At 64.1% G+C, this 22,092-nt stretch carries 18 protein-coding genes and 1 tRNA gene; 7 read left to right on the forward strand and 12 right to left on the reverse strand.

Annotated elements, in window-relative coordinates:
- Together K3A84_RS08480 and K3A84_RS08485 are read right to left on the reverse strand one after the other, a co-directional pair.
- The coding region (locus tag K3A84_RS08480; protein WP_225008917.1) for a strawberry notch-like NTP hydrolase domain-containing protein at positions 1-2,398 on the reverse strand (2,398 nt) is incomplete at its 3' end.
- Positions 2,399-2,471: 73 nt separating this feature from the next.
- On the reverse strand, positions 2,472-3,335 hold the full coding sequence (locus K3A84_RS08485) for a DUF7146 domain-containing protein (protein ID WP_318248294.1): 864 nt from the start codon (positions 3,333-3,335) through the stop codon (positions 2,472-2,474).
- Positions 3,336-3,551: 216 nt separating this feature from the next.
- Between K3A84_RS08485 and K3A84_RS08490 the strand changes: the two genes are divergently transcribed.
- Both K3A84_RS08490 and K3A84_RS08495 read left to right on the forward strand, forming a co-directional pair.
- Complete coding sequence (locus tag K3A84_RS08490; protein WP_318248295.1) at positions 3,552-4,109, forward strand: lytic transglycosylase domain-containing protein; 558 nt, start codon at positions 3,552-3,554, stop codon at positions 4,107-4,109.
- Positions 4,110-4,169: 60 nt separating this feature from the next.
- Positions 4,170-4,751 carry a thermonuclease family protein gene (locus tag K3A84_RS08495; protein WP_225008918.1) on the forward strand — a complete coding sequence of 194 codons (582 nt, stop codon included), beginning with the start codon at positions 4,170-4,172 and terminating at the stop codon, positions 4,749-4,751.
- A gap of 174 nt (positions 4,752-4,925) precedes the next feature.
- On the opposite strand, the gene K3A84_RS08500 is transcribed toward K3A84_RS08495, so the two are convergent.
- Positions 4,926-5,372, reverse strand: coding sequence for a hypothetical protein (locus K3A84_RS08500; RefSeq protein WP_212608768.1), 447 nt, complete (start codon positions 5,370-5,372; stop codon positions 4,926-4,928).
- 125 nt (positions 5,373-5,497) lie between these two features.
- On the opposite strand from K3A84_RS08500, the gene K3A84_RS08505 reads away from it, so the two are divergent.
- Positions 5,498-8,824, forward strand: coding sequence for a DEAD/DEAH box helicase (locus K3A84_RS08505; protein ID WP_225008919.1), 3,327 nt, complete (start codon positions 5,498-5,500; stop codon positions 8,822-8,824).
- Positions 8,825-9,153: 329 nt separating this feature from the next.
- On the opposite strand, the gene K3A84_RS08510 is transcribed toward K3A84_RS08505, so the two are convergent.
- A complete protein-coding gene (locus K3A84_RS08510) occupies positions 9,154-10,380 on the reverse strand; it encodes a tyrosine-type recombinase/integrase (RefSeq protein WP_212608766.1) in 1,227 nt (408 codons plus the stop codon).
- A 166-nt stretch (positions 10,381-10,546) separates the two neighbouring features.
- A tRNA-Leu gene (locus tag K3A84_RS08515) sits at positions 10,547-10,633 on the reverse strand.
- 213 nt (positions 10,634-10,846) lie between these two features.
- On the opposite strand from K3A84_RS08515, the gene K3A84_RS08520 reads away from it, so the two are divergent.
- Positions 10,847-11,812: a complex I NDUFA9 subunit family protein gene (locus tag K3A84_RS08520; RefSeq protein WP_225008920.1), complete on the forward strand. Its 966-nt coding sequence runs from the start codon at positions 10,847-10,849 to the stop codon at positions 11,810-11,812.
- 63 nt (positions 11,813-11,875) lie between these two features.
- On the opposite strand, the gene K3A84_RS08525 is transcribed toward K3A84_RS08520, so the two are convergent.
- On the reverse strand, positions 11,876-12,547 hold the full coding sequence (locus tag K3A84_RS08525; RefSeq protein ID WP_225008921.1) for a glutathione S-transferase family protein: 672 nt from the start codon (positions 12,545-12,547) through the stop codon (positions 11,876-11,878).
- A gap of 228 nt (positions 12,548-12,775) precedes the next feature.
- On the opposite strand from K3A84_RS08525, the gene K3A84_RS08530 reads away from it, so the two are divergent.
- Together K3A84_RS08530 and K3A84_RS08535 are read left to right on the forward strand one after the other, a co-directional pair.
- Entirely contained in the window at positions 12,776-14,527 is a 1,752-nt protein-coding gene (locus K3A84_RS08530; RefSeq protein ID WP_225008922.1) for a DEAD/DEAH box helicase, read from the forward strand.
- A 100-nt stretch (positions 14,528-14,627) separates the two neighbouring features.
- On the forward strand, positions 14,628-15,548 hold the full coding sequence (locus tag K3A84_RS08535; protein WP_225008923.1) for an iron-containing redox enzyme family protein: 921 nt from the start codon (positions 14,628-14,630) through the stop codon (positions 15,546-15,548).
- Here K3A84_RS08535 and K3A84_RS08540 read toward each other — a convergent pair.
- From K3A84_RS08540 to K3A84_RS08560, 5 genes are all read right to left on the reverse strand, one after another.
- On the reverse strand, positions 15,545-16,453 hold the full coding sequence (locus K3A84_RS08540; RefSeq protein WP_225008924.1) for an acyl-CoA thioesterase: 909 nt from the start codon (positions 16,451-16,453) through the stop codon (positions 15,545-15,547). The genes K3A84_RS08535 and K3A84_RS08540 overlap by 4 nt on opposite strands.
- A gap of 37 nt (positions 16,454-16,490) precedes the next feature.
- Complete coding sequence (locus K3A84_RS08545) at positions 16,491-17,423, reverse strand: mechanosensitive ion channel family protein (protein ID WP_225008925.1); 933 nt, start codon at positions 17,421-17,423, stop codon at positions 16,491-16,493.
- Complete coding sequence (metC, locus tag K3A84_RS08550) at positions 17,420-18,652, reverse strand: cystathionine beta-lyase (protein WP_225008926.1); 1,233 nt, start codon at positions 18,650-18,652, stop codon at positions 17,420-17,422. Before metC ends, K3A84_RS08545 begins: the two co-directional genes overlap by 4 nt.
- 206 nt (positions 18,653-18,858) lie before the next feature.
- A complete protein-coding gene (gene sseA, locus K3A84_RS08555; protein ID WP_225009419.1) occupies positions 18,859-19,704 on the reverse strand; it encodes a 3-mercaptopyruvate sulfurtransferase in 846 nt (281 codons plus the stop codon).
- Positions 19,705-19,813: 109 nt separating this feature from the next.
- Positions 19,814-20,995: a hypothetical protein gene (locus K3A84_RS08560; RefSeq protein ID WP_225008927.1), complete on the reverse strand. Its 1,182-nt coding sequence runs from the start codon at positions 20,993-20,995 to the stop codon at positions 19,814-19,816.
- 152 nt (positions 20,996-21,147) lie between these two features.
- Here K3A84_RS08560 and queF point away from each other — a divergent pair, with 152 nt between their 5' ends.
- Complete coding sequence (gene queF / locus K3A84_RS08565; RefSeq protein WP_225008928.1) at positions 21,148-21,603, forward strand: preQ(1) synthase; 456 nt, start codon at positions 21,148-21,150, stop codon at positions 21,601-21,603.
- 2 nt (positions 21,604-21,605) lie between these two features.
- On the opposite strand, the gene K3A84_RS08570 is transcribed toward queF, so the two are convergent.
- Complete coding sequence (locus K3A84_RS08570) at positions 21,606-22,034, reverse strand: hypothetical protein (RefSeq protein WP_225008929.1); 429 nt, start codon at positions 22,032-22,034, stop codon at positions 21,606-21,608.
- Positions 22,035-22,092: the final 58 nt, after the last annotated feature.

The following is a 22,092-nucleotide window of genomic DNA, read 5'->3' on the forward strand; positions in this document are numbered from 1 at the left end:
GGGTTCCGGGCGTCGCTGCGCGACGCGAGGGACAGGCCGACCACCGCCAGCTTTTTGGGTTAGCGCGGCGGTCGGCCTGCCCCTCATCGCGAGCAAAGGATACAGTCTGGCCAGGCGGACCTAAGCGTTGCTTGGTGCCCTCGAAAATCGATAGCGCTGCCGACTTGGCGCCGGAGTTGAGCGTCCCTCCGGTTTCGCAGTCGACGATCCGCGTCGCCTCCAGCGCGTCGCGCAGGTTGGCATGAATGATCGCCCAGGCTTCGGCATAGGCATCATAAACCGCGATCTGATCCTCGGTCAGGCAATGCTCAAGGATCTCATATTCGACACCGGCGAATGAAAGGGCCCGGGCGGTGTATAGTCCGAGCGACTTGAGATCTCGCGCGACCAGTTCCATCGCGGCGATGCCGCCATCGCGAATGTCGGCAACGAAAGCCTCGCGATTAGCGAAGGCGGTCTCCGGCCCCCACAGCCCAAGGCGCGTCGCATAGGCCAAATTGTTGACGTCGGACGCTCCGGTGGCCGAAGCATAGAGCACCCGTGCGCGGGGCAGGAGGTTCTGCAGGCGCACGCCAGCGATACCCTGCTCCGATCCCTTGACCTTGCCTCGCGATCCTTCGCCGCCAGCAGCATTGGCCATGGCGTGCGCCTCGTCGAACACGATCACGCCCTCGAAGTCATCACCCGCCCAGGCGAGGATCTGGTCGAGGCGGGTCGCATCGTTTCGACCCGAACGCAGGGTCGGGTAGGTGACGAAGAGAATGCCCTCGCGCATGGCGATGGGGGTGCCGAGTTTCCAGGACGCAAGCGGCTGGATGTCGATCGGGAGACCGCCAAGGGCGGCCCAGTCGCGCCGGGCATCTTCGAGCAGCGCCTCATTCTTCGAAATCCAGATATGGCGGCGCTCGCCGCGCACCCAGCGATCGAGAATGACGCTCGCGACCTGGCGACCTTTGCCGGCGCCTGTCCCGTCCCCGAGGAAATAGCCCTGCCGGTACACCTGTCCTTCCGCCGAGGCTTTGAGCGAACAGCCTTTGTCCTCGGGTTCGAACCGGCCGGGAAGATCGCGGGCGTGAGCGCTGGCGGTGTAGATCAGGGTCTCTGCCTGCGCAGCCGACAGCAGCCCTTTGGCAACCAGACCGTTGGGCAGCTGCGGCACCGCTTCGGGCATCGGTGCGGCGATCGACCCCATGGCAACAGATTCGACGAGCGGTGTCGGATGCTCGGCCGCGCCATTGATCACAATCCTGCTCGGGCGATAGGGCAGATAGTGGCCAACCTGAGGGGCAAGCCGCGCAGGGGTTTCGAGCGACTGGTAGGTGAGCGACGCGATGGCGGAGGCTGGGGGCGCGATCCTGGCTGGTGTCGGCAGCGGCCTGCGCGGCACCGTCACCAGGCGAAACGGCGCACGAGCCGGAAGGCTCGATTGCTCGGGAACGGCATCCAAGATGGCGCGATCGGGCAAGGCATCGACAATATCGAACAGCTGGCGAAAGTCGTTTGTGCGGATGGCGACAGGCTCATTGGAGCCTTCCACCTTGTCGAAGACCAACAGCCGCGTGGTAATGCCGGTGCCCTGCCTGACGAACGCGCGTTCAACCGCGGCATTGAGCCTCAGCGAGATCGGTCCCTTCAGCCCTGCCAAGAACTTCACACAGTCGAACCATTCAGGCATGATCGCGACAAGCCGTCCGCCGGGAGCAAGGCGGTTCCAGGCTGATCGCAGATGCCTCGCCCCGGTGCGGCCATCGTGGCCCCGCTCGATCCCGTGAGAATAGGGCGGGTTAATCAGCACGACGCTGGGGCTGATGGCCGGATCGAGCAATTCGTCGATCAACTCGGCATCATGTCCGGTCACGCGGGCGGTCGGAAACGCCGCAATAAGGCAGTCGCGGCGCAGCGGCGAGATTTCGTTCAAGGCAAGGCGGGTGCCGGCTTTGGCAGCCCAGACCGCGAGCATCCCCGTTCCGGCAGAGGGTTCCAGCGCGAGCTCATCGGCACCCAGCGCGCAAGCCCGGGCAGCGAGCCAGGCCAGGCGCGGCGGCGTTGCAAACTGCTGCCATTCAATCTGCTCGTCGCTGCGATTGGTCTGGGTCGGAATTCGGTCATCGAGCCTGCAGAAGAACTGTTCCGCTTCATCAATCGGGCTCGAGAGCTGGATCTGATCGAACGTCTGCAGGTATTGAACCTGTGCCAGTTCAAGAGCTGCGTGGGCGTCACGCACCGACCAACGCCCGAGAGCATCGCTGCCCCCGAAGTGCTCGCTCATAATCCGCGTAACGTCGCTGCGTGACAGCGCGCGGCCTGCGGCGAGCTCTGAAGCCAAGATCTGGGCCGCCGTGGCAACAGCGGGCGGTGATGGTTCATCGAATGCAAAAGCAAGGGAAGAATTGGACATGGGAGCCTCCTGACGAGGTCCTGCCGCGGGCAGGCCTCAATCAGCCAAAGGCCTTCTCCCCTCTCTCTTCACGTCACGGCTTGGACCGCAGCCACGCTTGCAAAGCGTCGTTCCAGTCTTTCCCGTGACCGCGCGGGCGACGCGTGACGATCGTTCGGTTTTCACAAGCATAGGCGCTGCGCGCACGTTCCTCGGCAAGATCGCCGCCTGCATCATGGTCGACGAACAGGTGCAATTCACGCACGCTTTCCGGGATCGACACGAGGCCAAAACGCTCGTTGCCAAGTGAGGCCCAGCAAGGGACCTGGGTCAAGGCCTTGGCAGCAAGCGCGCTCTCGATACCTTCGGCAAGCCCGAGCCGCCCGTCGACAGGTTCGAAGAGGCGAACTGCGCCTGATGCCAAGCTCCCGAGTGCACGCTTGGGGTTGGCGAAAGGGGGAACCGCGGGCCTCAGCGGGTTAAGAAACGTGCGGTGAATTCCGACCAGCCCATGATCCATCGCCACTGCCGCGATCAGAGCAGGCAAGTACTGTGTGTTCCCCTTCGGTCCGAGCGGGGTGCGAGGGTGAAATCTGAGGGCGCGTGAGACCGCACGAATCCCGCGGGCCTGAAGATAAGCCTTGGCGGGAGTATCGTCGATTGGTCTTGCTTCGCGCCAGATGCGCTCTGCGAACGCATGGTAGGTGGGCTTGCCGACGCTGACGCCAGCATCGGCTTCGATCCTCCCTGAAAACATGCTTCGCGGCGAAACACCGCGTGCGGCGAGCGCAGTAAGGACCTGATCCTGGCTGCAGCCCGCGAAACAATGAAAGAGGATGGCGCGGCGTCCCAGAGTTACGCCGAGGGAGGGCGTACGATCATCGTGGGCGGGACATCGCGCCATGCCCTTGGAGCCGGACCAATACCCTCCCAGTTCCTCGCAAAGCTGCTTTGCCACTGACGCAAGGGACGAGCCGGTAGGACTGGATAACGCGTGGGACATGCGGGGCTCCTCAAGCTCAAAATACCGCCCCCTTGCGAGCGAGCTCTCCTCCCAATCGCCCGCGTAAAAGCACTTTCCTACACCTCATTGTTCACCATACGTTCCGTTTTGATTCGAGGCAATGCGACGAGATGGACGATGATCAGATTTGGAATGATCGGGATGCTCCTGATGAGCGTTTCCGCGGTGCAGGTTTCAGCCCAAGCAGACTCGCCATCCTTCGCGATATTCGAACATCGACCTACCCCTGTACAACCTGAGGCTGTCGAGCCGGCCCTTCCGGCACACGATGAGACGAATTTGAGTCTGAGCAAGGCGGCGTTCGCGCCCTCCTTCCGCGAGGTGATTTATTTGGCGAGTGTGCGGGAGGCAGAGCTTCGATATGGCCTACCCACAGGCTTGTTGCAGGCGTTGATCTGGACTGAATCGCGGTTCAATCCGATGGCGATCAGCCCCGCTGGCGCGGCGGGGCTGGCGCAGTTGATGCCAGGCACGGCTCGGTACCTCGGCATCACGAACCGGCATGATCCTGTCGCAAGTATTGATGGCGGGGCGCGCTACCTACGCGAGATGCTGGACAAGTTTGGGCAGATCCATCTCGCCCTCGCTGCCTACAATGCTGGACCTGGAGCGGTTTCGCGTGCTGGCGGCATTCCCAGAAATAGTGAGACGCCCGGCTATGTCCGCAGCGTGCTCGAACGATGGCAAGCAATTGGCTCGCGCATATGAAAGGTATTCGTCTAGGGATATACGAAGAGTGGATTGCTGGAGTGGGGAAGGCCGAATTTGATGGCTCGAAAAGAAGATCGAGGCACGAAGGATGACAATATCGTTCGCTTCGATTTCCGGGACAAACTGAAGAAGCAGCACGACAAGCGTCGGCGCAAGGGGTGGATGTTGGGTCTAGGCGCGTTCTTGATCGTATTCGCTGGAGGGATGTTGGCATTGAATTGGCCCGTGTCCGGTCTGACCCCGACCGCCCCGTCAGAACTCGCGCCTAAGCTTTCGCTGATGGCCGGAAGCACCTCAGCGCGCTTCGAGCTCTGCGGAATTACACGCCGCACCTGCGTCGTAGACGGAGATACCTTCTGGCTCGAGGGTGAGAAGATCAGGATCGCAGATATCGATACGCCCGAGATCAGCGAACCCAAGTGTGATTCTGAGTACCAGCTTGGTATGAAGGCGACTTACCGGCTTCGCGACCTGTTGAACGAAGGCACTTTCGAGGTCCGGCCGATCGGAAACCGCGACGAAGACCGATTTGGGCGTAAGCTTCGGGTCGTTGTTCGGGGCGGCCAATCACTTGGGGACCAGCTTGTGCGTGAGGGGCTGGCTCGCACATGGACTGGGCGTCGTGAACCGTGGTGCTGAAAGTGACCGTGCCATTGACTGGTCAACATTTGTTGTGGGACTTATCGGCAGGAGCCGACCACGCGCGGACGTTCCGATCAGGCACCCAAAATGTCTTTTTCTAATTTAACCTGCCAAGAGCCGGATATCGATTCGATCCCGGGGCGGAGAACTTTTGGCGAGCGCGAACCAGATCTACTGTACTCGCCTCTTGGCAACCATCAGACGACAAGCAAGCTCACGCTCCCCCCACCGGGTCGAGAAGGCGTCTGAAACCTCAAACCAGCTACCGTCGCTGCCTGCACCGTGATGGACGCCCATACAGGAACATTGGCACTCATGGCCCTTGGCGTTCTGGCAGGAGGGTGAGCAGATTTCCTGCTCACGATACGGCTGGATCACATAAAGGCGGCCATATTTCTGCAGCGCGCGATTCACGAAATCATCGAACCAGGCTTTCGGGATTTCCCAGAACTTGCGCGGTGCGATCCAGCTTGGTGTAATGCGGCGCCCGTTTTGGAGCCATTGGCGGTTATTGCTATCGAACGGCAACCGGACCCGCAAGAGCTCGCCTTTCCCCGTGCGCCGCAGAATGACGGGGATCTCGTCTTGCTTCCAAATGGCTTGGATCGACTGTTCCATGAAATGCCAACATTAGCAGGTTCGTCTCCGACCCTGAAAGCTAGAAATTGACGATTATCGGAGATATTGGAACATAGCAAAAACACCGACCCTCCGCTACACCTTTCCCCTAATGATCGTCACCGTTGTGGGAGACCTACCCAATGCCAGCGGGCACATATCGCGCATTTAAGTTGCCGGCTAGCTATTCGATCGAGGGCCGAGTTCATAAGAACGCGGTTAAGCAGCTTAAGCGGGCGGCGATCCATAAAGAATTCGCTGTTGGATCCAAGGCCATCAAGCGCTCCTCCTATACAGTCCTCCATCCAGACGAGGGCGCGCCGATCCTTATAGCGGACCGCCGTCTTACGGTTACGGACGAGCCGATCGATGTCTTCCGCTGCCGTAACTGGGATGCGTTCGTCGGCGGATCCAGCGAACTCGAAGGCGAATGGCTGATGCCTGCGCCCGCACGCTTTGAGCTACTATCTCCCATCCAAGCCATCGAGGCGCGCGACGCGGTGCTGAACGGTTGGCGCGGCGCATTCGAGTTTCGTGAGGAAAGGCGCGACGGCGATCGCGTGATCGAGACCGGGCTCCGTCCTCCTCAGATTGGGGCGCTATTCGGCGTGCTCTCCCACTGGAAGACGAGCAGTCTGCCCGCGACTGTGGTCATGCCGACCGGCACCGGAAAGACGGAAACGATGCTTGCGTTATTGGCGCGGGAGAGACTGTCGCGGCTGCTAGTGATCGTGCCCACAGGGGCGCTGCGCGATCAGATCGGTGACAAGTTCGTCTCGATGGGACTTCTCAAGCAGCTGGGAGCCTTGAGGGAGGACGCGCCCCTACCGATCGTCGCACTGCTGGAGCACAAACCCAAGACCGCCGAAGAGGTAGACGCCATCTTTATGGGCTGCAACGTGGTGGTCACGACGATGGCGGTCGCTGGTCAGAGCACCGAGGCGGTCCAGCGCCGCATGGCCGAGCTTTGCTCGCATCTATTCATCGACGAAGCGCATCACATCTCGGCCCGAACATGGGAGGCGTTTCGTGGACACTTCGCTGATCGTCCAGTAGTCCAATTCACGGCCACGCCATTTCGCAATGACGGCAAGCACGTGGATGGAAAGGTCGTCTTTAACTATCCGCTTCGGAAGGCTCAGGCCGAAGGTTATTTCAAGGAAATCCGCTTCGCGCCGGTTGACGAACTGGACCAGGTCGAGGCTGACCAGGCTATTGCCATGGCCGCCATCGCGCAGCTTGCTTCGGATGCCGCTGCTGGTTTCAATCACCTCGTAATGGCGCGTTGTTCGGACATCAAACGCGCTGAACAGGTGCACGCCTATTACGCGGCACTCGCGCCCGAGCATGCGCCGCTGCTGCTCCATAATGGAATTCCTGCCGGCGAGGCCCGAGATGGTTTAGCCCGCCTCCGCCGCGGGGAAGCACGCATCGTAGTATGTGTGGACATGCTGGGTGAGGGTTTCGACCTCCCAGAGCTGAAGATTGCCGCGATCCACGATCCGCACAAGAGCCTCGCGATCACGTTGCAGTTCACGGGGCGGTTTACCCGCTTTCGCTCCGATCTCGGTGAAGCCACGATGATCGCCAATATCGCCGACCCTGGCGTCGGAGAGGCTCTACAGGACCTGTATGCGGAGGATGCGGATTGGAACGTCCTCCTCCGAGACCTTAGCGAGGGCGCCAACACTAGGCAGGCTCGTCGCTCGGACTTCATCGACGCGTTCCAAGATGCTCCCGACGTCGTTTCGCTGCGCAATATCTTCCCAAAGATGAGTGCGGTCGTGTTTCGGACAGGCACGCGACGGTGGCGGCCCGATCGGGCGATCGCCGCGATGGGTTCGACGGAAATCTATGCCGGTCCGACTGTGAACGAACGCAACAAGGTGCTGCTATTCATCACACGCGAGCATGATGCCGTGTCTTGGGGTGATGTCCGGGATATCCGAAACACCGAGTGGCACCTTTATCTCGTTCATTGGGACGAAGGACAGGGGCTCCTCTACATTAACAGCTCAAACAACAGCAGCATGCACGAAGATTTGGCCAAGGCCGTGGCTGGCGATGATGCAGCCATATTAAAGGGCGAACTTGTGTTTCGTTCGCTTCATAACGTGAACCGGCTGGTCCTTACGAATCTTGGTCTTAGCGATGTTATCAACGACCGGCTGAGGTTCAGCCTGCATGTGGGGCCGGATATCACTGATGCATTGCCAGAGGCAATGCGGACTAACAAGCGAAAGTCCAACCTCTTCGCACATGGTTACGAGGACGGCGCGCGAGTAACGATTGGCTGCTCGCAAAAGGGCCGGGTGTGGTCGATGATGACCGCCGAGGACCTCTCATCCTGGGTTGAATGGTGCCACGCGGTCGGTGCCAAGCTCCGCGATGATACGATCTCGACCCGCGATGTCTTCACCAACGTGATCCTGCCGGTTGAAATCAGTGAGCGTCCCGCCCTCATTCCGCTTCTGATCGATTGGCCGGAGGAATTCCTGAAGCGTGCCGAAGACGCTATCAAGGTCACAATCGATGGAGAATCCGTGCTGTTCTTTGATGTGGAACTGCAAGTTTTGGATTTTACGACCGATACGCCGATCCGCTTTCGGGTCGTCACTTCCAACAAGATCGCCGACTATATCGTTCGATTCGCGCCGGATGGCGTCTCCTACGAACCACAGGGCGCTTTTGCGGCCGACATCACGATTGGGCGCACCACAAGGTCGCTTGGGGACTGGTTCCGCAGAGAGCCGCCTGCGATACGCTTCGACAATGGCGGCTACCTTGAAGGAACTGAGTTATTCGTGCCTCCGATCGGGGCCGCGCGAAAGCCGTTCGACCGCGATCGGATCGTCGAATGGGATTGGGCTGGTGTCGATTTCTCGAAGGAATCGCAACGCGTGGAGAAGCGACCGGACTCAATACAGCGGCGCGTCCTTGATCGCCTTCTCGCCACTACCACAGAGGATGAATTCCCTATCATTTTTGATGACGATGATGCTGGCGAAGCCGCCGATATTGTCTGTATTGGGGTTCGCGACGGCAGGCTGGTAATCCATCTTTACCACTGCAAGTTTGCAGGATCCCCCAGCGCGGGGGCTCGGGTCGACGATCTTTATGCGGTGTGCGGCCAGGCGCAACGTAGCACGCACTGGCGTAGCGCAGTGCCGGAACTCTTCAAGCATCTTCGTCGCCGCGAGGACAGCCGCCGGGCAAAGCTCGCGGCTGCCGGGATTGACCACGTTTCGCGTTTCGAGCGCGGTGATCTTCGCGGCTTGCGCGATCTAGCCAAACAGGCGAAGCTTCTACTTCCGGAACTGAAGGTCTTTATCGTCCAGCCAGGGTTGTCCAAAAAGGCTTTGGTAAACCGACAGCTTGATTTACTCGGGGCGACCGAACTCTATCTGATGGACACAGCAGCGATTCCATTGGGTGTAATAGCGAGTGAGTAACTTCCGCTTACCCCATACTCCTGGGCCGGATGGGTGACAGACGCAACGTTCTCCGAGCGGCTCCTCAGGTTCGGGCCGCGCTTGGTAACGCTGCTTTGCTGGGAACTGTTGGCTTTGTAGGACTAAGTAAGCGACGGCTTGCTGCCTCATCATACCTGAAACCGGACAGGCATGAACCTCCCATTCTCGCTCATATCCTCGAGTGCCGCCACCGGTGCTACCCAGTCGGCAGTGTCCGGATCTGACAAACGCTGACGTTGGGAAGCATCGTATGAAACGGCAGGGAAGTACCCGTTCCAGCTAGACCCTACAGGTGTTTAAAATCCTCGTCAGGCTCTTCCCGCAAACGCGCCCTTGATGACCTTGCCGCCCTCTCGGATCGTATCGAGATAGTCGCTCCACCATTGCGCCATGCGGACGCGCTCATCCCAGTGTTTGCCGCGGTGATAGACGCCGCGAACGGCATTGCTGTCACCGTGGGCCAAACCGCGTTCAATCGCGTCTGGATTCCAGAGGCCGCTTTCGTTCAGCATGGTGGAGGCCGTAGCCCGAAGACCATGGGCGGTGACTTCGTCCTTCGTGAAGCCCATCCGCCGGAAAGCGGCATTCAGGGTGTTTTCGCTCATCGGACGGACGGAGGCGCGAGCTGACGGAAACACATACCCCTCGGTGCCGACCATCTCGGCAAGTTCCTTGAGATACCCGACTACCTGCTTGGACAACGGCACGGCATGAGGGCGGCGCGCCTTCATCTTTCCCTCTGGGATGCGCCAGACGCCTTCTTCGAGGTCGATCTCTTTCCAATCGGCATGCCGCAGCTCGCCAGGGCGTACAAAGACATGGGGGGCGATAAGCAAGGCGTACCGGGTAATGAAATTGCCAGTGTAGTCCTGGATCGCACGGAGCAGCCCACCAAGATCCTTGGGCTCAAGGATCGCTGCATAGTGCTTTGCCTTGGGCGTTATCAGCGCCCCGCGGAGCATCGCCGTCGGGTCGCCTTTGCAGCGCGTCGTGGCAACCCCATAGCGAAACACGCGGCTGGCAAAGGATCGGGTCTTTTTGGCGGTCTCGTGCTTGCCCTTCGCTTCGAGGCGCTTGAGGGGAGCCAGCACCTCGAACGGCTCAATCTCGTCGATCGGACGGCTGCCGATGGCATCCGTCAGCTGGTCGAGGAAAAAGTTGGCCTTGATGATGGTCGCATCCGCCCGACCGTTCTGCACCATCATCTCATCAATGTACTCGCGGGCCACCGCCTCGAATGTCTGGGCAGAAAGGAATTCCGAACGGATCTTCTGCTTGCGCTTCTCCATCGCCGGGTCACCGCCCGCCGCGACTTTAACCCGCGCCTCATAAGCCGCTTGGCGTGCGTCCTTGATATTAATTTCGGGATAGGAGCCGATCGAGAGCTTCTTTTCAACGGTGCCGATTCGATAGCGGAATCGCCAGAGTTTTCCGCCCGATGGGGACACCTCGATGTACAATCCGCGGTCGTCGGCGACCTTGTACGGTTTGTCCTTTGGCTTGAGTGCGCGAAGCCGGGTTTCGGTCAGAGGCATGGGCGGGCCTTTTCCCAATGTGGTTTTCGCAAAGGCCCGTAAAAGGCCCGCAAAAATGTGCGGAACCCCCGAGAAAAGGCGGGACGATCCGGCACGATCCAAGGGCCAATTCCCTTGGATTTCTGCGGGTTTAATACACTTGCTGGGTTCTTCTGAGAAGAACAAATGGTGCCCAGAAGAGGACTCGAACCTCCACGCCGTTTCCAGCGCCGCCACCTGAAGACGGTGCGTCTACCAATTCCGCCATCTGGGCACGGAGGCGAAGGGCTGAAGCGCCGTTTCGCCGGGTAGGAGGGCGCCTCTAGTGGACGCTTGGCGGGGTGTCAACACGGGTTTGCCAACAAACTTGCACTCTTTTTCTTCGGCATTGAATGGCACGGGGGAGCGTGCCAAAGGCGGCAGTTGGAAAAGCCGCTTGCGGGGCACCTCGCGCGGCTCTCGTGGCAACTTTTGCGGATTGAGGCATATGGGCAAGGGCAGGACGCGCGATCTCGAAGGACGGCTGGTCGCGCTGATCGGCGGCAGCGGCTTCTTCGGCACCCATCTGGCGCAGGAACTGCTGGCGCGCGGCGCGCGGCTGCGCGTGTGCAGCCGCCATCCCGAGCGGTCCTTCCGCGTCAAGCCGCTGGGCGGCCTGGGCCAGGTGCAGACGGTCGCCGTCGATGTGACCAAGCCGCATACGCTGGCCGTGGCGCTGACGGGCGTCGATGCCGTAGTCAATCTGGTCGGCGCGTTCGGCGGCAATCTCGATGACGTGCAGGGCAAGGGCCTGCGCCGTCTGGGCGAAGCCGCCACGGCAGCGGGCGTGCGCGCGCTGGTGCACATTTCCGCGATCGGCGCGGATGCCGATTCGGACGTGGCCTATGCGCGGACCAAGGCCGAGGGCGAAGCCGCGCTGCTGGCGGCTTATCCCGCCGCCACGATCCTGCGTCCGTCGATCCTGTTTGGCGAGGACGACAAGTTCATCAATATGTTCGCAGGCCTGATCGCGCGCCTGCCGGTGCTGCCGGTGTTTGCGCCCGACGCCAAGTTCCAGCCGCTGTTCGTCGATGATGCTGCCGAAGCGGTGGGTAACGTGCTGGCCGCGCCTGCCGTTCACGCGGGCGTGACGTACGAACTGGCCGGGCCGGAGCAGATCACCATGGGCGATCTCAACCGCCGCATCGCGCGTGCCGAAGGGCGTGAGCCGCTGCTGGTAGAACTGCCTGACGCCCTGTCCTCGGTGATCGCCACGGCCACGGGATGGCTGCCCGGCGCGCCGTTGACGCGCGACCAGTGGGCGTTGCTGCAGAAGGGCAATGTCGCCAGCGGTGCGCTGCCGGGTCTGGCGGCGCTGGGCGTCCACGCAAGGCCGCTCGACCTGTTCCTGGAGCGCTGGATGGTGCGTTACCGCAAGTACGGCCGGTTCGGCGCGAAGACGCGGTTGGCCTGAGTCGAGACCAGACCATTGGGCATGGTGCAGGGATGGGTAATCCCCGCATGCCGCTCCCTGTCTTCAGGCGTTCACGTCCGCATAGTGCGAGGGCGGGTGGATCACGTCCATCCGTTCCGAAAGTAGCGGTCGAAAGCTGGGGCGGCTCTTGAACACAGAGTACCACCCTCTTGCCTGTTCGTGCTGCGACCAGTCGATGCCGCCGAGGTAATCGGCCACCGAGATTTGCGCGGCGGCGGTGAGGTCGGCGAGGCTCATGGTCGATCCGGCCAGCCAGGGGCGGTGGTCGATCAGGTAGTCGATGTAGTCGAGGTGCAGGTTGGCCATGCGCATCGCTTCGCGCAGGATCCGCGAATCGGGCGACTGGCGATAGACCAGCCGCTTCTTCATCCGCTCCTCGAGCAGCGGGTGAGTCACATCGGCGAAGAAGTTTTCCTCGAACAGCGCGATCAGGCGGCGGATTTCGGCGCGGTTGGTGGCCGTGCCGTTGATCATCGGCGCCTTGTCGACCGTCTCCTCGAAATATTCGCAGATCGCGCGGCTGTCGACGAGCGTGATCTGGCGTTCGGGGTTGTGGATGACGGGCGTGCGCAGTGCGGGGTTGAGGTTCTGGAACTCGTCGCGATGTTCCCACGGGTTTTCGCGGATGAGATCGTAGGCGATGCCCTTTTCCGACAGCAGCAGGCGCACCTTGCGCGAGAAGGGGCAGAGGGGGAACTGATAGAGTTGCCACATGATTCCCGGTCAATGGACGAGGCGGGCGGGCCAAGTCCAGCGCCAAGTCCACTATTGGCACGCGGCGAGCGTGCAAAAAAAGCGCAAGCCAAGGGAGCGAGTTTGCTGTAGGGGCCGCCGCAACGATTGCCCCGGCGTGTGCGCAAAGGGCATCAAGGCCGCGGTGGGAGCGGCATTTTCGACAACTGGAAACGACCGGGCCGCACACCCGCTCCATAGGCAATTGATATGACATTCGAAGGACTTTCCCCTGCGCTCGACCGGGCGCTCACGGGCCATGGCTATTCCGCGCTGACTCCGGTTCAGGCTGCGGTGATCGAAGACGTGGCCAAGGGCCGCGACCTGATTGTTTCGGCGCAGACCGGTTCAGGCAAGACGGTGGCGTTCGGCCTCGCCATGGCGAACGAGCTGTTGAGCGAAGATGGCGCCTTGCCGCAGGCTGGCGCGCCGCTGGCTCTGGTGATCGCGCCGACGCGCGAACTGGCGCTTCAGGTCAGCCGCGAACTCGCCTGGCTATATGCCGAAACCGGCGCGCGCATCGCGACCTGCGTTGGCGGCATGGACCCGATGCGCGAACGGCGCACGCTGAACTTCGGCGCGCACATCGTCGTGGGCACGCCTGGCCGCCTGCGCGACCATATCGAGCGCGGCGCTCTGGACCTCGGTTCGTTGCGCGCGGTCGTGCTCGATGAAGCCGACGAAATGCTCGACATGGGCTTCCGCGAGGATCTGGAAGAACTGCTCGATGCGACCCCCCAGGGCCGCCGCACGCTGCTGTTCTCGGCCACGATGCCCAAGCCCATCGAGATGCTGGCGAGCCGCTACACCAACGAAGCGCTGCGCATCTCGACCATGAACGCCGCGCGCGGGCATGGCGACATCGCCTATCAGGCGGTGACGGTCGCCCCTGCGGACATCGAGCACGCCGTGGTCAACCTGCTGCGCCTGCACGAAGCGGAAACCGCGATCCTGTTCTGCGCCACGCGCGACAACGTGAAGCGCCTCCACGCGCTGCTGGTCGAGCGCGGCTTCGCCGCCGTGGCGCTGTCGGGCGAACACAGCCAGTCGGAGCGCAACAATGCGTTACAGGCGTTGCGCGATCGCCGCGCCCGCGTCTGCGTGGCGACCGACGTTGCCGCGCGCGGCATCGATCTGCCCTCGCTCAGCCTCGTCGTCCACGTGGAGATTCCGCGCGATGCCGAAACCTTGCAGCACCGTTCGGGCCGTACGGGCCGCGCGGGCAAGAAGGGCACTGCCGTCATCATCGTGCCGTTCCCGCGCCGTCGCCGCGTGGAAATGATGCTGCGCGGCGCGCGCATCGAAGCCGCTTGGATCGATGCGCCGGGGCCGGAGGCAATCCGCGCCGCTGATCGCGAGCGCCTGCTGGCGGCACTACTCCAGCCGGTCGAGCAGGACGAGGCCGACATGGCGATCGTGCAGGAATTGCTGGCGCACAAGAGCGCCGAGGAACTGGCCGTGGCGCTCGTCCGCGCGCATTCCGCAGCGCTGCCGCAGCCCGAAGAGCTGATCGGCAACAGCCCCGAAGCACGCGAGGACCGCAAGCGTCCCGGCTTCGAGGACGTGGTGTGGTTCCGGCTCGACGTGGGCCGCCGCCAGAACGCCGATCCGCGCTGGCTGCTGCCGCTGCTGTGCCGTCGTGGCCACGTGACGCGCGGCGAGATCGGCGCGATCCGCATTTCGGCGAACGAGACCTTCGTGCAGATCCCGCGGGCGGCGGCGGATCGTTTCGCCCATGCCGTGGTGCGCACCGCAGGCGTCGACGGCGACGATGAGAGCGGGATCACCATCGAGCATTCGCCCCAGCCCCCGCGCGAAATGGCGCGCGACAACCGCCGTACGGGGCCTGGCCCCCGGGGCGACCGGCCGCATGGTGGCGATCGGCCCTATGGCGGCGACCGTCCCAACAGCGGCGCGCCGTTCCGCAAGAAGGTCTACAAGGCCAAGCGTTTCGAAGGCTGACCGCGACGGGGCGGTCCGATCGAAGGGACTGGAGGAGGAACCGGCGCGCAGTCCGCCGGTTCTTTGACCATACCCTTTCGCAACCTGGATACTTTCCGGCATGGCCAGCAATCCCCGTGCGGACGCATCGCGCCCGCAACCCGTCGCCGCGCGCTTCGCGCGCTCGCAATTCCTCAACGATGCCTTTCAGCGACGATTGGCGCACTGGAACCGGGTGCGCCTTTCCCCTTCGCTGCCCGGCCCTGACTGGGCCGAGAGGCTTGACGACGACCATGTCATGCTGCGTCTGGAAGGCGCATTTCTCGAAGAGTTGCGCGCCCACGTCGCGTGCGCAGCGGCAGCGGTGCCGACCGATCCCGACGGCTTCATTGCCTGGTTCGAAGGCCTGCTCGATCGCGGCCCGGGACAGGGCGATGCGCTGTTCCCGTGGATCGCGAACGAGGCCACCCGCGACCAGATTCGCTGGTTCCTCGAACAGGAAGCGGCGGGAGAGGCGGGTTTCGACGATCTCGTCGCGATGACGCAGGTCAAGCTCCCCACTCAGGCCAAGCTCGAACTCGCGCGCAACTACTGGGACGAGATGGGGCGCGGCAATGTGAAGGGCATGCACGGCCCGATGCTGAACGGTCTGGTGGCGACGCTCGACCTTGAACCCACGATCGAAACGACCGTGTGGGAAAGCCTTGCTCTTGCCAATGGCATGACAGCCATGGCCAGCAGCCGCCGCTATGCCTGGCACAGCATCGGTGCGCTGGGCGTGATCGAACTGACGGCGCCGGGCCGCTCTGCGTGCACCGCAGATGGCCTGCGCCGGATCGGCCTCAGTGAACGCGAACGGCGCTATTTCTCGCTTCACGCGGTACTCGACGTCAAGCACTCCGAGGACTGGAACCGCGAGGCTATCCGTCCGCTGGTGGAGGAAGATCCTCGCCGCGCCACGGCCATGGCCGAAGGCGCGCTGATCCGCCTGCGCTGCGGCGAGCGCTGCTTCGCCCGCTACCGCGCCACGCTTTGGGGCTAGGTTCTGGGTTTGGGCGTGATCTGTCGGATCAGGCCTTCCTGCGCGACATTGGCGACCAGCCGTCCATCCTGCGTGTAGATGCGCCCGCGGTTGAATCCGCGCGCGCGGCCCGCCCAGGGGCTGTCGCAGGTGTAGAGCAGCCATTCGTCGGCGCGGAAATCGTCATGATACCAGATCGCATGGTCGAGGCTGGCGCTCATCAGCGTGCCCTTGGGCCAGCTCAGTTCCTCGTGCGGCATCGTGCAGGTGCCCAGCAGCGTCATGTCGCTGGCATAGGCGAGCACGGCGCGGTGGATCTTGGGATCATCGGGCAGGGGGGCGGCCGAGCGGAACCAGACGTGGCTGATTGCCTCGCGCGCGTCTTCGCGCACCCAGCGACCGGGATCGACCGGGCGCATCTCGATCGGTCGCTGGCGCACGTGTTCGCGGAAGGTGCGGCCCGCCGCCTCGGCAGCACGGCGGCGCAGCGTCACTTCGTTTTCCAGCGCTTCGGGCGCGGGCACGTCGGGCATCGCGTCCTGGTGGTGGACGCCCGGCTCGCGCTTGTGGAACGAGGCGAGCATGTTGAGGATCGTCTGCCCCTGCTGGCTGGCGACGATGCGCCGGTTGGAGAAGCTGCCGCCGTCGAGGTCACGCTCGACGCGGAAGTCGATCTCGTAGTCCTCGTTGCCCCCGCGCACGAAATAGGCGTGGAGCGAATGGACAGGGCGATCTGCCGCGACGGTCAGTTCGGCCGCGGCCAGCGCCTGCCCGATCACCTGCCCGCCGAACACGCGCCCCACGCCGCCCTTCTTGCGCCGCCCCCGGAAACGGTCGCCGCCGCGATCCTCGACATCGAGCAGTTCGAGCAGGTCGGCGACGAGTTGTTCGGGCGACAGGGCGGGGGCAGGGGAATCGTTGCTCATTGCAACCCGATGGTACGACTTTCCGTTTCCGTCAACGTCAATCTGTGGCGGGCCGTTCGGCGAGAATGCGGGCGACGGCGCGCAGGCCGTCCGAATCGCGCAAGTGCACGTCCGATTGCGGGAAGGGGATCTCCACCCCCTGCTGGCGGAACAGGTGCCACGCGGCCTTGAGCACTTCGGACCGCACGTTGCCCACGCCCATTTCGGGGTCGTCGATCCAGCACACCACCTGCATCTCGATCGCGCTGGGGCCGAAGGCGGACAGCAGCACGCCGGGCGCCGGCTTCTGCAACACGCGCGGGGCCGATCGCGCGGCTTCGAGCAGCAGGCGTTCGGCAAGGTCGATGTCGCTGCCATAGGCCACGCCCACGGGGATCGAGATCGCCACCTCGCGTGAGGAATAGGACCAGTTTTCCACCTGGCTGGTCATCAGGATCTCGTTCGGGATCAGGTATTCACGGTTGTCGCGCGTCGTCACCGAAACCGCGCGCAGCCCGATCTTCTTGACCTCGCCGAAGGTGTTGCCCTTGCCGTCGCTCACTGCCACCACGTCGCCCGGCTTGATCGAACGGTCCATCAGCAGGATGATTCCGGCGATCATGTTGCCGAAGGTCTTCTGCAGGCCGAAACCGATGGCGAGGCCGAACGCGCCCGAAAATACCGTCAGCGCGGTCAGGCTGATCCCCAGCACGTCGATCGCGGTGAAGAAGGCGAGCGCCCACACCGCCAGGGTGACGAGCTTTTCGGTCAGCACCTTCTGCGTGGGGTCGAGCGAACTGACGCGGCGCACCATGATCCTGCCGATCCGCGCCGCTAGCCGCGCACCATAGAAGGTGCACAGCACGACGAAGACCATCCACAAGGCGTTGAGTAGCGAGATGTGGTAGTGGCCGATATCGATCGAGACGGAGTCGATCGCGTCGCGCGCCTCCCTCAGCGCGCGGGCCACGTCGCGAAGCTGGCGGTTCATTGCACCGCGCTCCACGCCGACAGGCCGTGATCGAGATCGGCGATCAGGTCGGCGGTGTCTTCCAGCCCGATCGACAGGCGTATGCCGAAGCGATCGGTCTCGGCCATGCCGGGCAGCGGCCAGCGCGATGCGGTGCGGATCGCGGCGGGATCGACCGGCGTGGCAAGGCTTTCGAACCCGCCCCATGAAAAGCCGATGCCGAAAAGCGACAGCGTGTCGATCAGTGCGTCGCGCGCCTCGGACGTGCCGCCCTTCAGCACGAAGCTGAACAGGCCACAGCCGCCAGTGAAATCGCGTTTCCATAGATCGTGGCCAAGCGAGCCGGGCAGCATCGGGCACAGCACGCGCGCCACTTCGGGCCGTGCGGCAAGCCATTCGGCGATGGCGAGCGCGGATTTCGTCTCCGCATCCAGCCGCAAGTGCATCGTGCGCAGCCCGCGCAGCATCAGCGATGCATCGTCGGGCGAGACGACATTGCCCAGCCCCTGCGCGCGCAGGCGCAGGCGGCGATACCAGTCCTTGCCAGCGGTGGCGCTGCCCATCATGCAGTCCGAATGGCCGGAGACGTGCTTGGTCAGGCTCATCACCGCAATGTCGGCGCCATGCTCCAGCGCGGCGAACCCCAGCGGCGAGGCCCAGGTGTTGTCGAGCACGGTGACGATGCCGCGGGCCTTCGCGATGGCGCAAAGCGCGGGCACGTCCTGCACTTCCATCGTCAGGCTGCCGGGGCTTTCGAGCAGGACGCAGCGCGTCTTTTCGCAGATGGCGGCTTCGAAGCTGGCGATGTCGGTGGGATCGAACCAGCGCGTGGTCACGCCGAAATCGGAGAGCAATCCCCGCCCCATGACCCGGCTCGGCTCATAGGCGTTGTCGGTCATCAGCAGCACGTCGCCGGGGCGCAGCACGGTCAGCAGCACGCCCGCGATGGCCGCGACGCCCGAGGGATATAGCACGGTGCCGACCGCGCCCGGCTCGAGGCTGGTCAGCGCATCGGCCAGCGCCCACTGCGTCGGTGCGCCGCGACGGCCATAGTAGAACAGGCCGTCCTCGTTGGCGGGATGCGCGCGCAGCGCGGCCATGTCGGGATAGAGATGCGTGCTGGCGCGCCATACAGGGGGGCTGACCACGGCGGAGGGATGGCCGGGCGTGCCGGTCCATTCGGGGCGGCGTCCGGCCCCTGCAAGGCGGGTGCCGGGGCCTTTCGGCGTATCGTCGTCGGGGGCGCTCATGGGGCTGGGTGAAGCAGGATTGCCGTGCTTTGCCAAGGGTCGGGACGGAAAGGGATTTCGCGCGAAGACGCAAAGATGGGGCGCGCACAGGTGCGGAAAGGGGGCGTTCCCGGCTGCAGGCCGGTCTCACCTGCGGACAACGGTCGGACGGAAATGCGGCTTCGCGGCGTAAGCCCTTCTTCTTTGCGCCTTTGCGCGAAACGAATCTAACGCGCCGGGCCGGTTTCCTTGGGCGTCGCCGGGTCCGAACCCCATTCCGCCCACGAACCATCGTAAAGCGCCACGTCGTGCTTGCCCAAAAGGTGCAGGGCGAAGATCACCACGTTGGCAGTCATGCCCGATCCGCACGTGGTGATGATCGGCCGGTCGAGATCGACGCCCGCCGTTTCGAACGCTGCGCGCAACTGCTCGGGCTTTTTCCATGTGCCATCGGGCGCGAACAGGCTGGCATAGGGCACGTTGCGTGCGCCGGGAATGTGGCCGCAATCGAGGCCGGGGCGGCTTTCCGGAACGTCGCCGGTGAAGCGGCCCGCGCCGCGCGCATCGACTATCTGCGCCGCCTGGCTTTGGAGGTTGGCGAGCACGTCGGCCTTGTTGCGCACGCCCGATTCATCGCTCCACACCGTGAAATGGCGGTGGCGAAGGGTGTGTTTGCCCTGCGCGCAGGGACGGCCTTCTGCCTTCCACTTGGCGATGCCGCCATCGAGCAGGGCGACGTTCTGCGCGCCGAACATGGTCAGCATGAACCACGCGCGGGTGGACGTGCGGATCGGGCTGTCGTCGTAAAGGACGATGCGGCTGCCATCGCCAAGGCCGAGGCTCTGCATCCGGCTGGCGAATTTTTCGGCGCTGGGCAGGGTGTTGTCGAACGGCGCATTGGTGTCGACCAGATGGGCGATGTCCATGAACACCGCGCCGGGGATGTGGCAGGCCTCGTACTCAAGGCTTGCGTTGCGCGCGTGTTCGGGAAGAAATGCGCTCGCATCGACCACCCGAAGGTCGCTCGCGCCCATTTCGTCCGCGAGCCACTGGGTCGTGACCAACGAATCCATCATCTGCTCCTGCCTGCGTGTTCCCGGACCGTCTTTGCGGACTCGGGAACGACCAGACTAACCTCGCCGGGCGGGAGCGTCGACCCCCGAAACGGTCGGGAGCGGAGTGTTACGAGACCGGCAGCGCGAGCGCGCGCTGGCCGAGATCGGCCCAGGTGCGCGGGCCAAGGTCAAGCCTGAAGGGCTGGAGCCGGTCGGCGGTCGGCGTGCTTTCCTGACCGACCATGTAGGCCGCACGCGCATGGATGGCGCCGCCTGCGGGGGTACTGGCCCAGGCATCGAACCGGGCGAGCGGTACGAACAGCGCCGCCTCGCCCGCGCGGATCGGGGTGACGGCGGTGAGCGGCAGGCGCATTTCGCCGGGCAGCGCCAGTTCCGCGCCGGGTTCGAGCCGGTCGATGTGGTGGATCGGCGGCAGGTCCGGTCCGGCGAGGCCGAGTTGTTCGTCGATCGGCTTGGAGGCGTGCGCAGCGGTCATGTCGCCGTTGATGGCGATGTCGGTGAGGGGTTCGGTTCCCCGGTTCAGCGCAACAAGGCGGTAGGTGAGCGTGGTGTTGACCAGCGTGGCCGACATCCGCGTCGCTTCGAGCCGCAGTTCCAGCGGATCGGCCACGGGCTGGCGCAGCGGAATGGGGGCGGGCGGAACCGGCGCCGGGGCAGGGGCGGGCGCTGGTTCAGCGCGCGGCGCGGGTGTGGGCGCAGGTGTCGGCCCGGGGGCAGGCTCGGGTTCGGGCACAACGATCGTCGGGACGATGACCGCGCGACGACGACGCCAGAACAGCAGCGCGGCGATGATGGCAGCCACGGCCACGGCAATGCCCGCCGCCAGCGGACGCCAGTCCTCGCCAGCATCGGTGGTATTGACCGGCGGCGTGTCGGACATCGGCGCAACGCTCGGCTCGGGCGTCGGCGGGACGGTCGCGGCGGGCGGTGCGACGTCGGGCGACGGTCCCGCCACCGGCGTCGGGCTCGGGCCGGGGGCGGGCGCGGCGGCGGTATCCGGCGCGCGCGGGATTGCGCGCGGGCGGGGCGTCGGCTTGGCCGGTGCAACGGTGGGCGTCGGGATCGCGATCTGTGGGGGCGGCGCCGGGGTCGGTGCTGCCGAAGGCGACGCGGCCACCGTCGGCGCAGGCGCGCCCTCCTCGACCGGTCCTGCGGCGCGCGGGGCGGGGCTTGGGCTTGCAGGCGGCAGCTGGTAGTCGCTCGCCGGCTGCGCGCCCGCCAGCGTCGGGGCGAGCAGAAAGGCCGCCATCAGGCCCGCTTTACCCAGCGCGGTGCGCTCCCCTGCCACGTTCCGATCTTCCCCGTTTGCCAAGTCCTGTCCCGCCAAGGCGGGGGCGGGTGAATAGCGGCTTAATGGGCAAGGGGGAACCGCCGTCTTGCCTCTGTCGGGCGGCGGGTGCATGGGCTGCGGCATCATTGCATCACAGGAGCCAGCCCCTCATGGCCGCCAACGGACCGCTGCACCTCGGGCAGACGAGCAGCCTTCCCGCCTCGCCCGATCAGGCGGTGCTTGATTACGTGCCCAACCCGCGCCCCGGCGCGCTCTATCTGGTGCGCTTCGTCAGCCCGGAATTCACCTCGCTGTGTCCGGTGACCGGGCAGCCCGACTTCGCGCATATCGTGATTGACTACGTGCCCGATGAAACGATCGTTGAATCCAAGGCGCTCAAGCTGTTCCTCGGCTCGTTCCGGAACCACGCAGGCTTCCACGAGGATTGCACCGTCGGCATTGGTCAGCGCCTGTTCGACGAGATGAAGCCCAAGTGGCTGCGCATCGGCGGCTACTGGTATCCGCGTGGCGGCATCCCGATCGACGTGTTCTGGCAATCGGGCATTCCGCCCGAAGGCTTGTGGCTGCCCGATCAGGGCGTGCCGTCCTATCGCGGGCGCGGTTGAGGCTACCAGCGTTCGTCCCAGCGGCGGCGGGTTTCGCGGTCAAGCCAGTGGCTGATCCGCATGAATTGCTCGCCCGTCTCGCGCGCCGCGCGCCAGTCGCGGTTGCGGCAGGCCCAGCGACCGCGGTCGTCCAGTCTGCGCAAGTCGTGGCGCACGCGCTCGGCCTCATCGCGCCGCAGGGATCCGTGCTGGCGCTCGCGCGCGACACGGCTGTCGAGGATCGCGAGGAAGCGACCATTGCAGGTGCGCTCGACGAGGATGCGGTCTCGCTCGCCCGGCGCATAGACGCTGCCGCCCGGAATGCCGCTGCCCCAGTTCGGGGTGCGCCAGTTGCCGCGCCAGTCCTGCATTTGCGCCTGCGCGCCCGTGGCGCCACCCGTGGTGAGCGCGATGGCGGTGAGCGTAGCGAAAAATCCTTGCCGCTTGTTCATGGTCCCACTCCCTGTCGGCAATCCCCATGGCCGAGCGCGTTCAGCATGCCTTGAGTCG

The organism is Novosphingobium percolationis, assembly GCF_020179425.1.
Lineage (GTDB): Bacteria > Pseudomonadota > Alphaproteobacteria > Sphingomonadales > Sphingomonadaceae > Novosphingobium > Novosphingobium percolationis.

What these genes read in the sequence shown, in the direction of transcription:
- K3A84_RS08490 (WP_318248295.1), top strand. Translation starts at nt 3,552, where the DNA reads ATGAGCGTTTCCGCGGTGCAGGTTTCAGCCCAAGCAGACTCGCCATCC.
- K3A84_RS08495 (WP_225008918.1), top strand. Translation starts at nt 4,170, where the DNA reads ATGGCTCGAAAAGAAGATCGAGGCACGAAGGATGACAATATCGTTCGC.
- K3A84_RS08500 (WP_212608768.1), bottom strand. Translation starts at nt 5,372, where the DNA reads ATGGAACAGTCGATCCAAGCCATTTGGAAGCAAGACGAGATCCCCGTC.
- K3A84_RS08510 (WP_212608766.1), bottom strand. Translation starts at nt 10,380, where the DNA reads ATGCCTCTGACCGAAACCCGGCTTCGCGCACTCAAGCCAAAGGACAAA.
- K3A84_RS08520 (WP_225008920.1), top strand. Translation starts at nt 10,847, where the DNA reads ATGGGCAAGGGCAGGACGCGCGATCTCGAAGGACGGCTGGTCGCGCTG.
- K3A84_RS08525 (WP_225008921.1), bottom strand. Translation starts at nt 12,547, where the DNA reads ATGTGGCAACTCTATCAGTTCCCCCTCTGCCCCTTCTCGCGCAAGGTG.
- K3A84_RS08530 (WP_225008922.1), top strand. Translation starts at nt 12,776, where the DNA reads ATGACATTCGAAGGACTTTCCCCTGCGCTCGACCGGGCGCTCACGGGC.
- K3A84_RS08535 (WP_225008923.1), top strand. Translation starts at nt 14,628, where the DNA reads ATGGCCAGCAATCCCCGTGCGGACGCATCGCGCCCGCAACCCGTCGCC.
- K3A84_RS08540 (WP_225008924.1), bottom strand. Translation starts at nt 16,453, where the DNA reads ATGAGCAACGATTCCCCTGCCCCCGCCCTGTCGCCCGAACAACTCGTC.
- K3A84_RS08545 (WP_225008925.1), bottom strand. Translation starts at nt 17,423, where the DNA reads ATGAACCGCCAGCTTCGCGACGTGGCCCGCGCGCTGAGGGAGGCGCGC.
- metC (WP_225008926.1), bottom strand. Translation starts at nt 18,652, where the DNA reads ATGAGCGCCCCCGACGACGATACGCCGAAAGGCCCCGGCACCCGCCTT.
- sseA (WP_225009419.1), bottom strand. Translation starts at nt 19,704, where the DNA reads ATGGATTCGTTGGTCACGACCCAGTGGCTCGCGGACGAAATGGGCGCG.
- queF (WP_225008928.1), top strand. Translation starts at nt 21,148, where the DNA reads ATGGCCGCCAACGGACCGCTGCACCTCGGGCAGACGAGCAGCCTTCCC.
- K3A84_RS08570 (WP_225008929.1), bottom strand. Translation starts at nt 22,034, where the DNA reads ATGAACAAGCGGCAAGGATTTTTCGCTACGCTCACCGCCATCGCGCTC.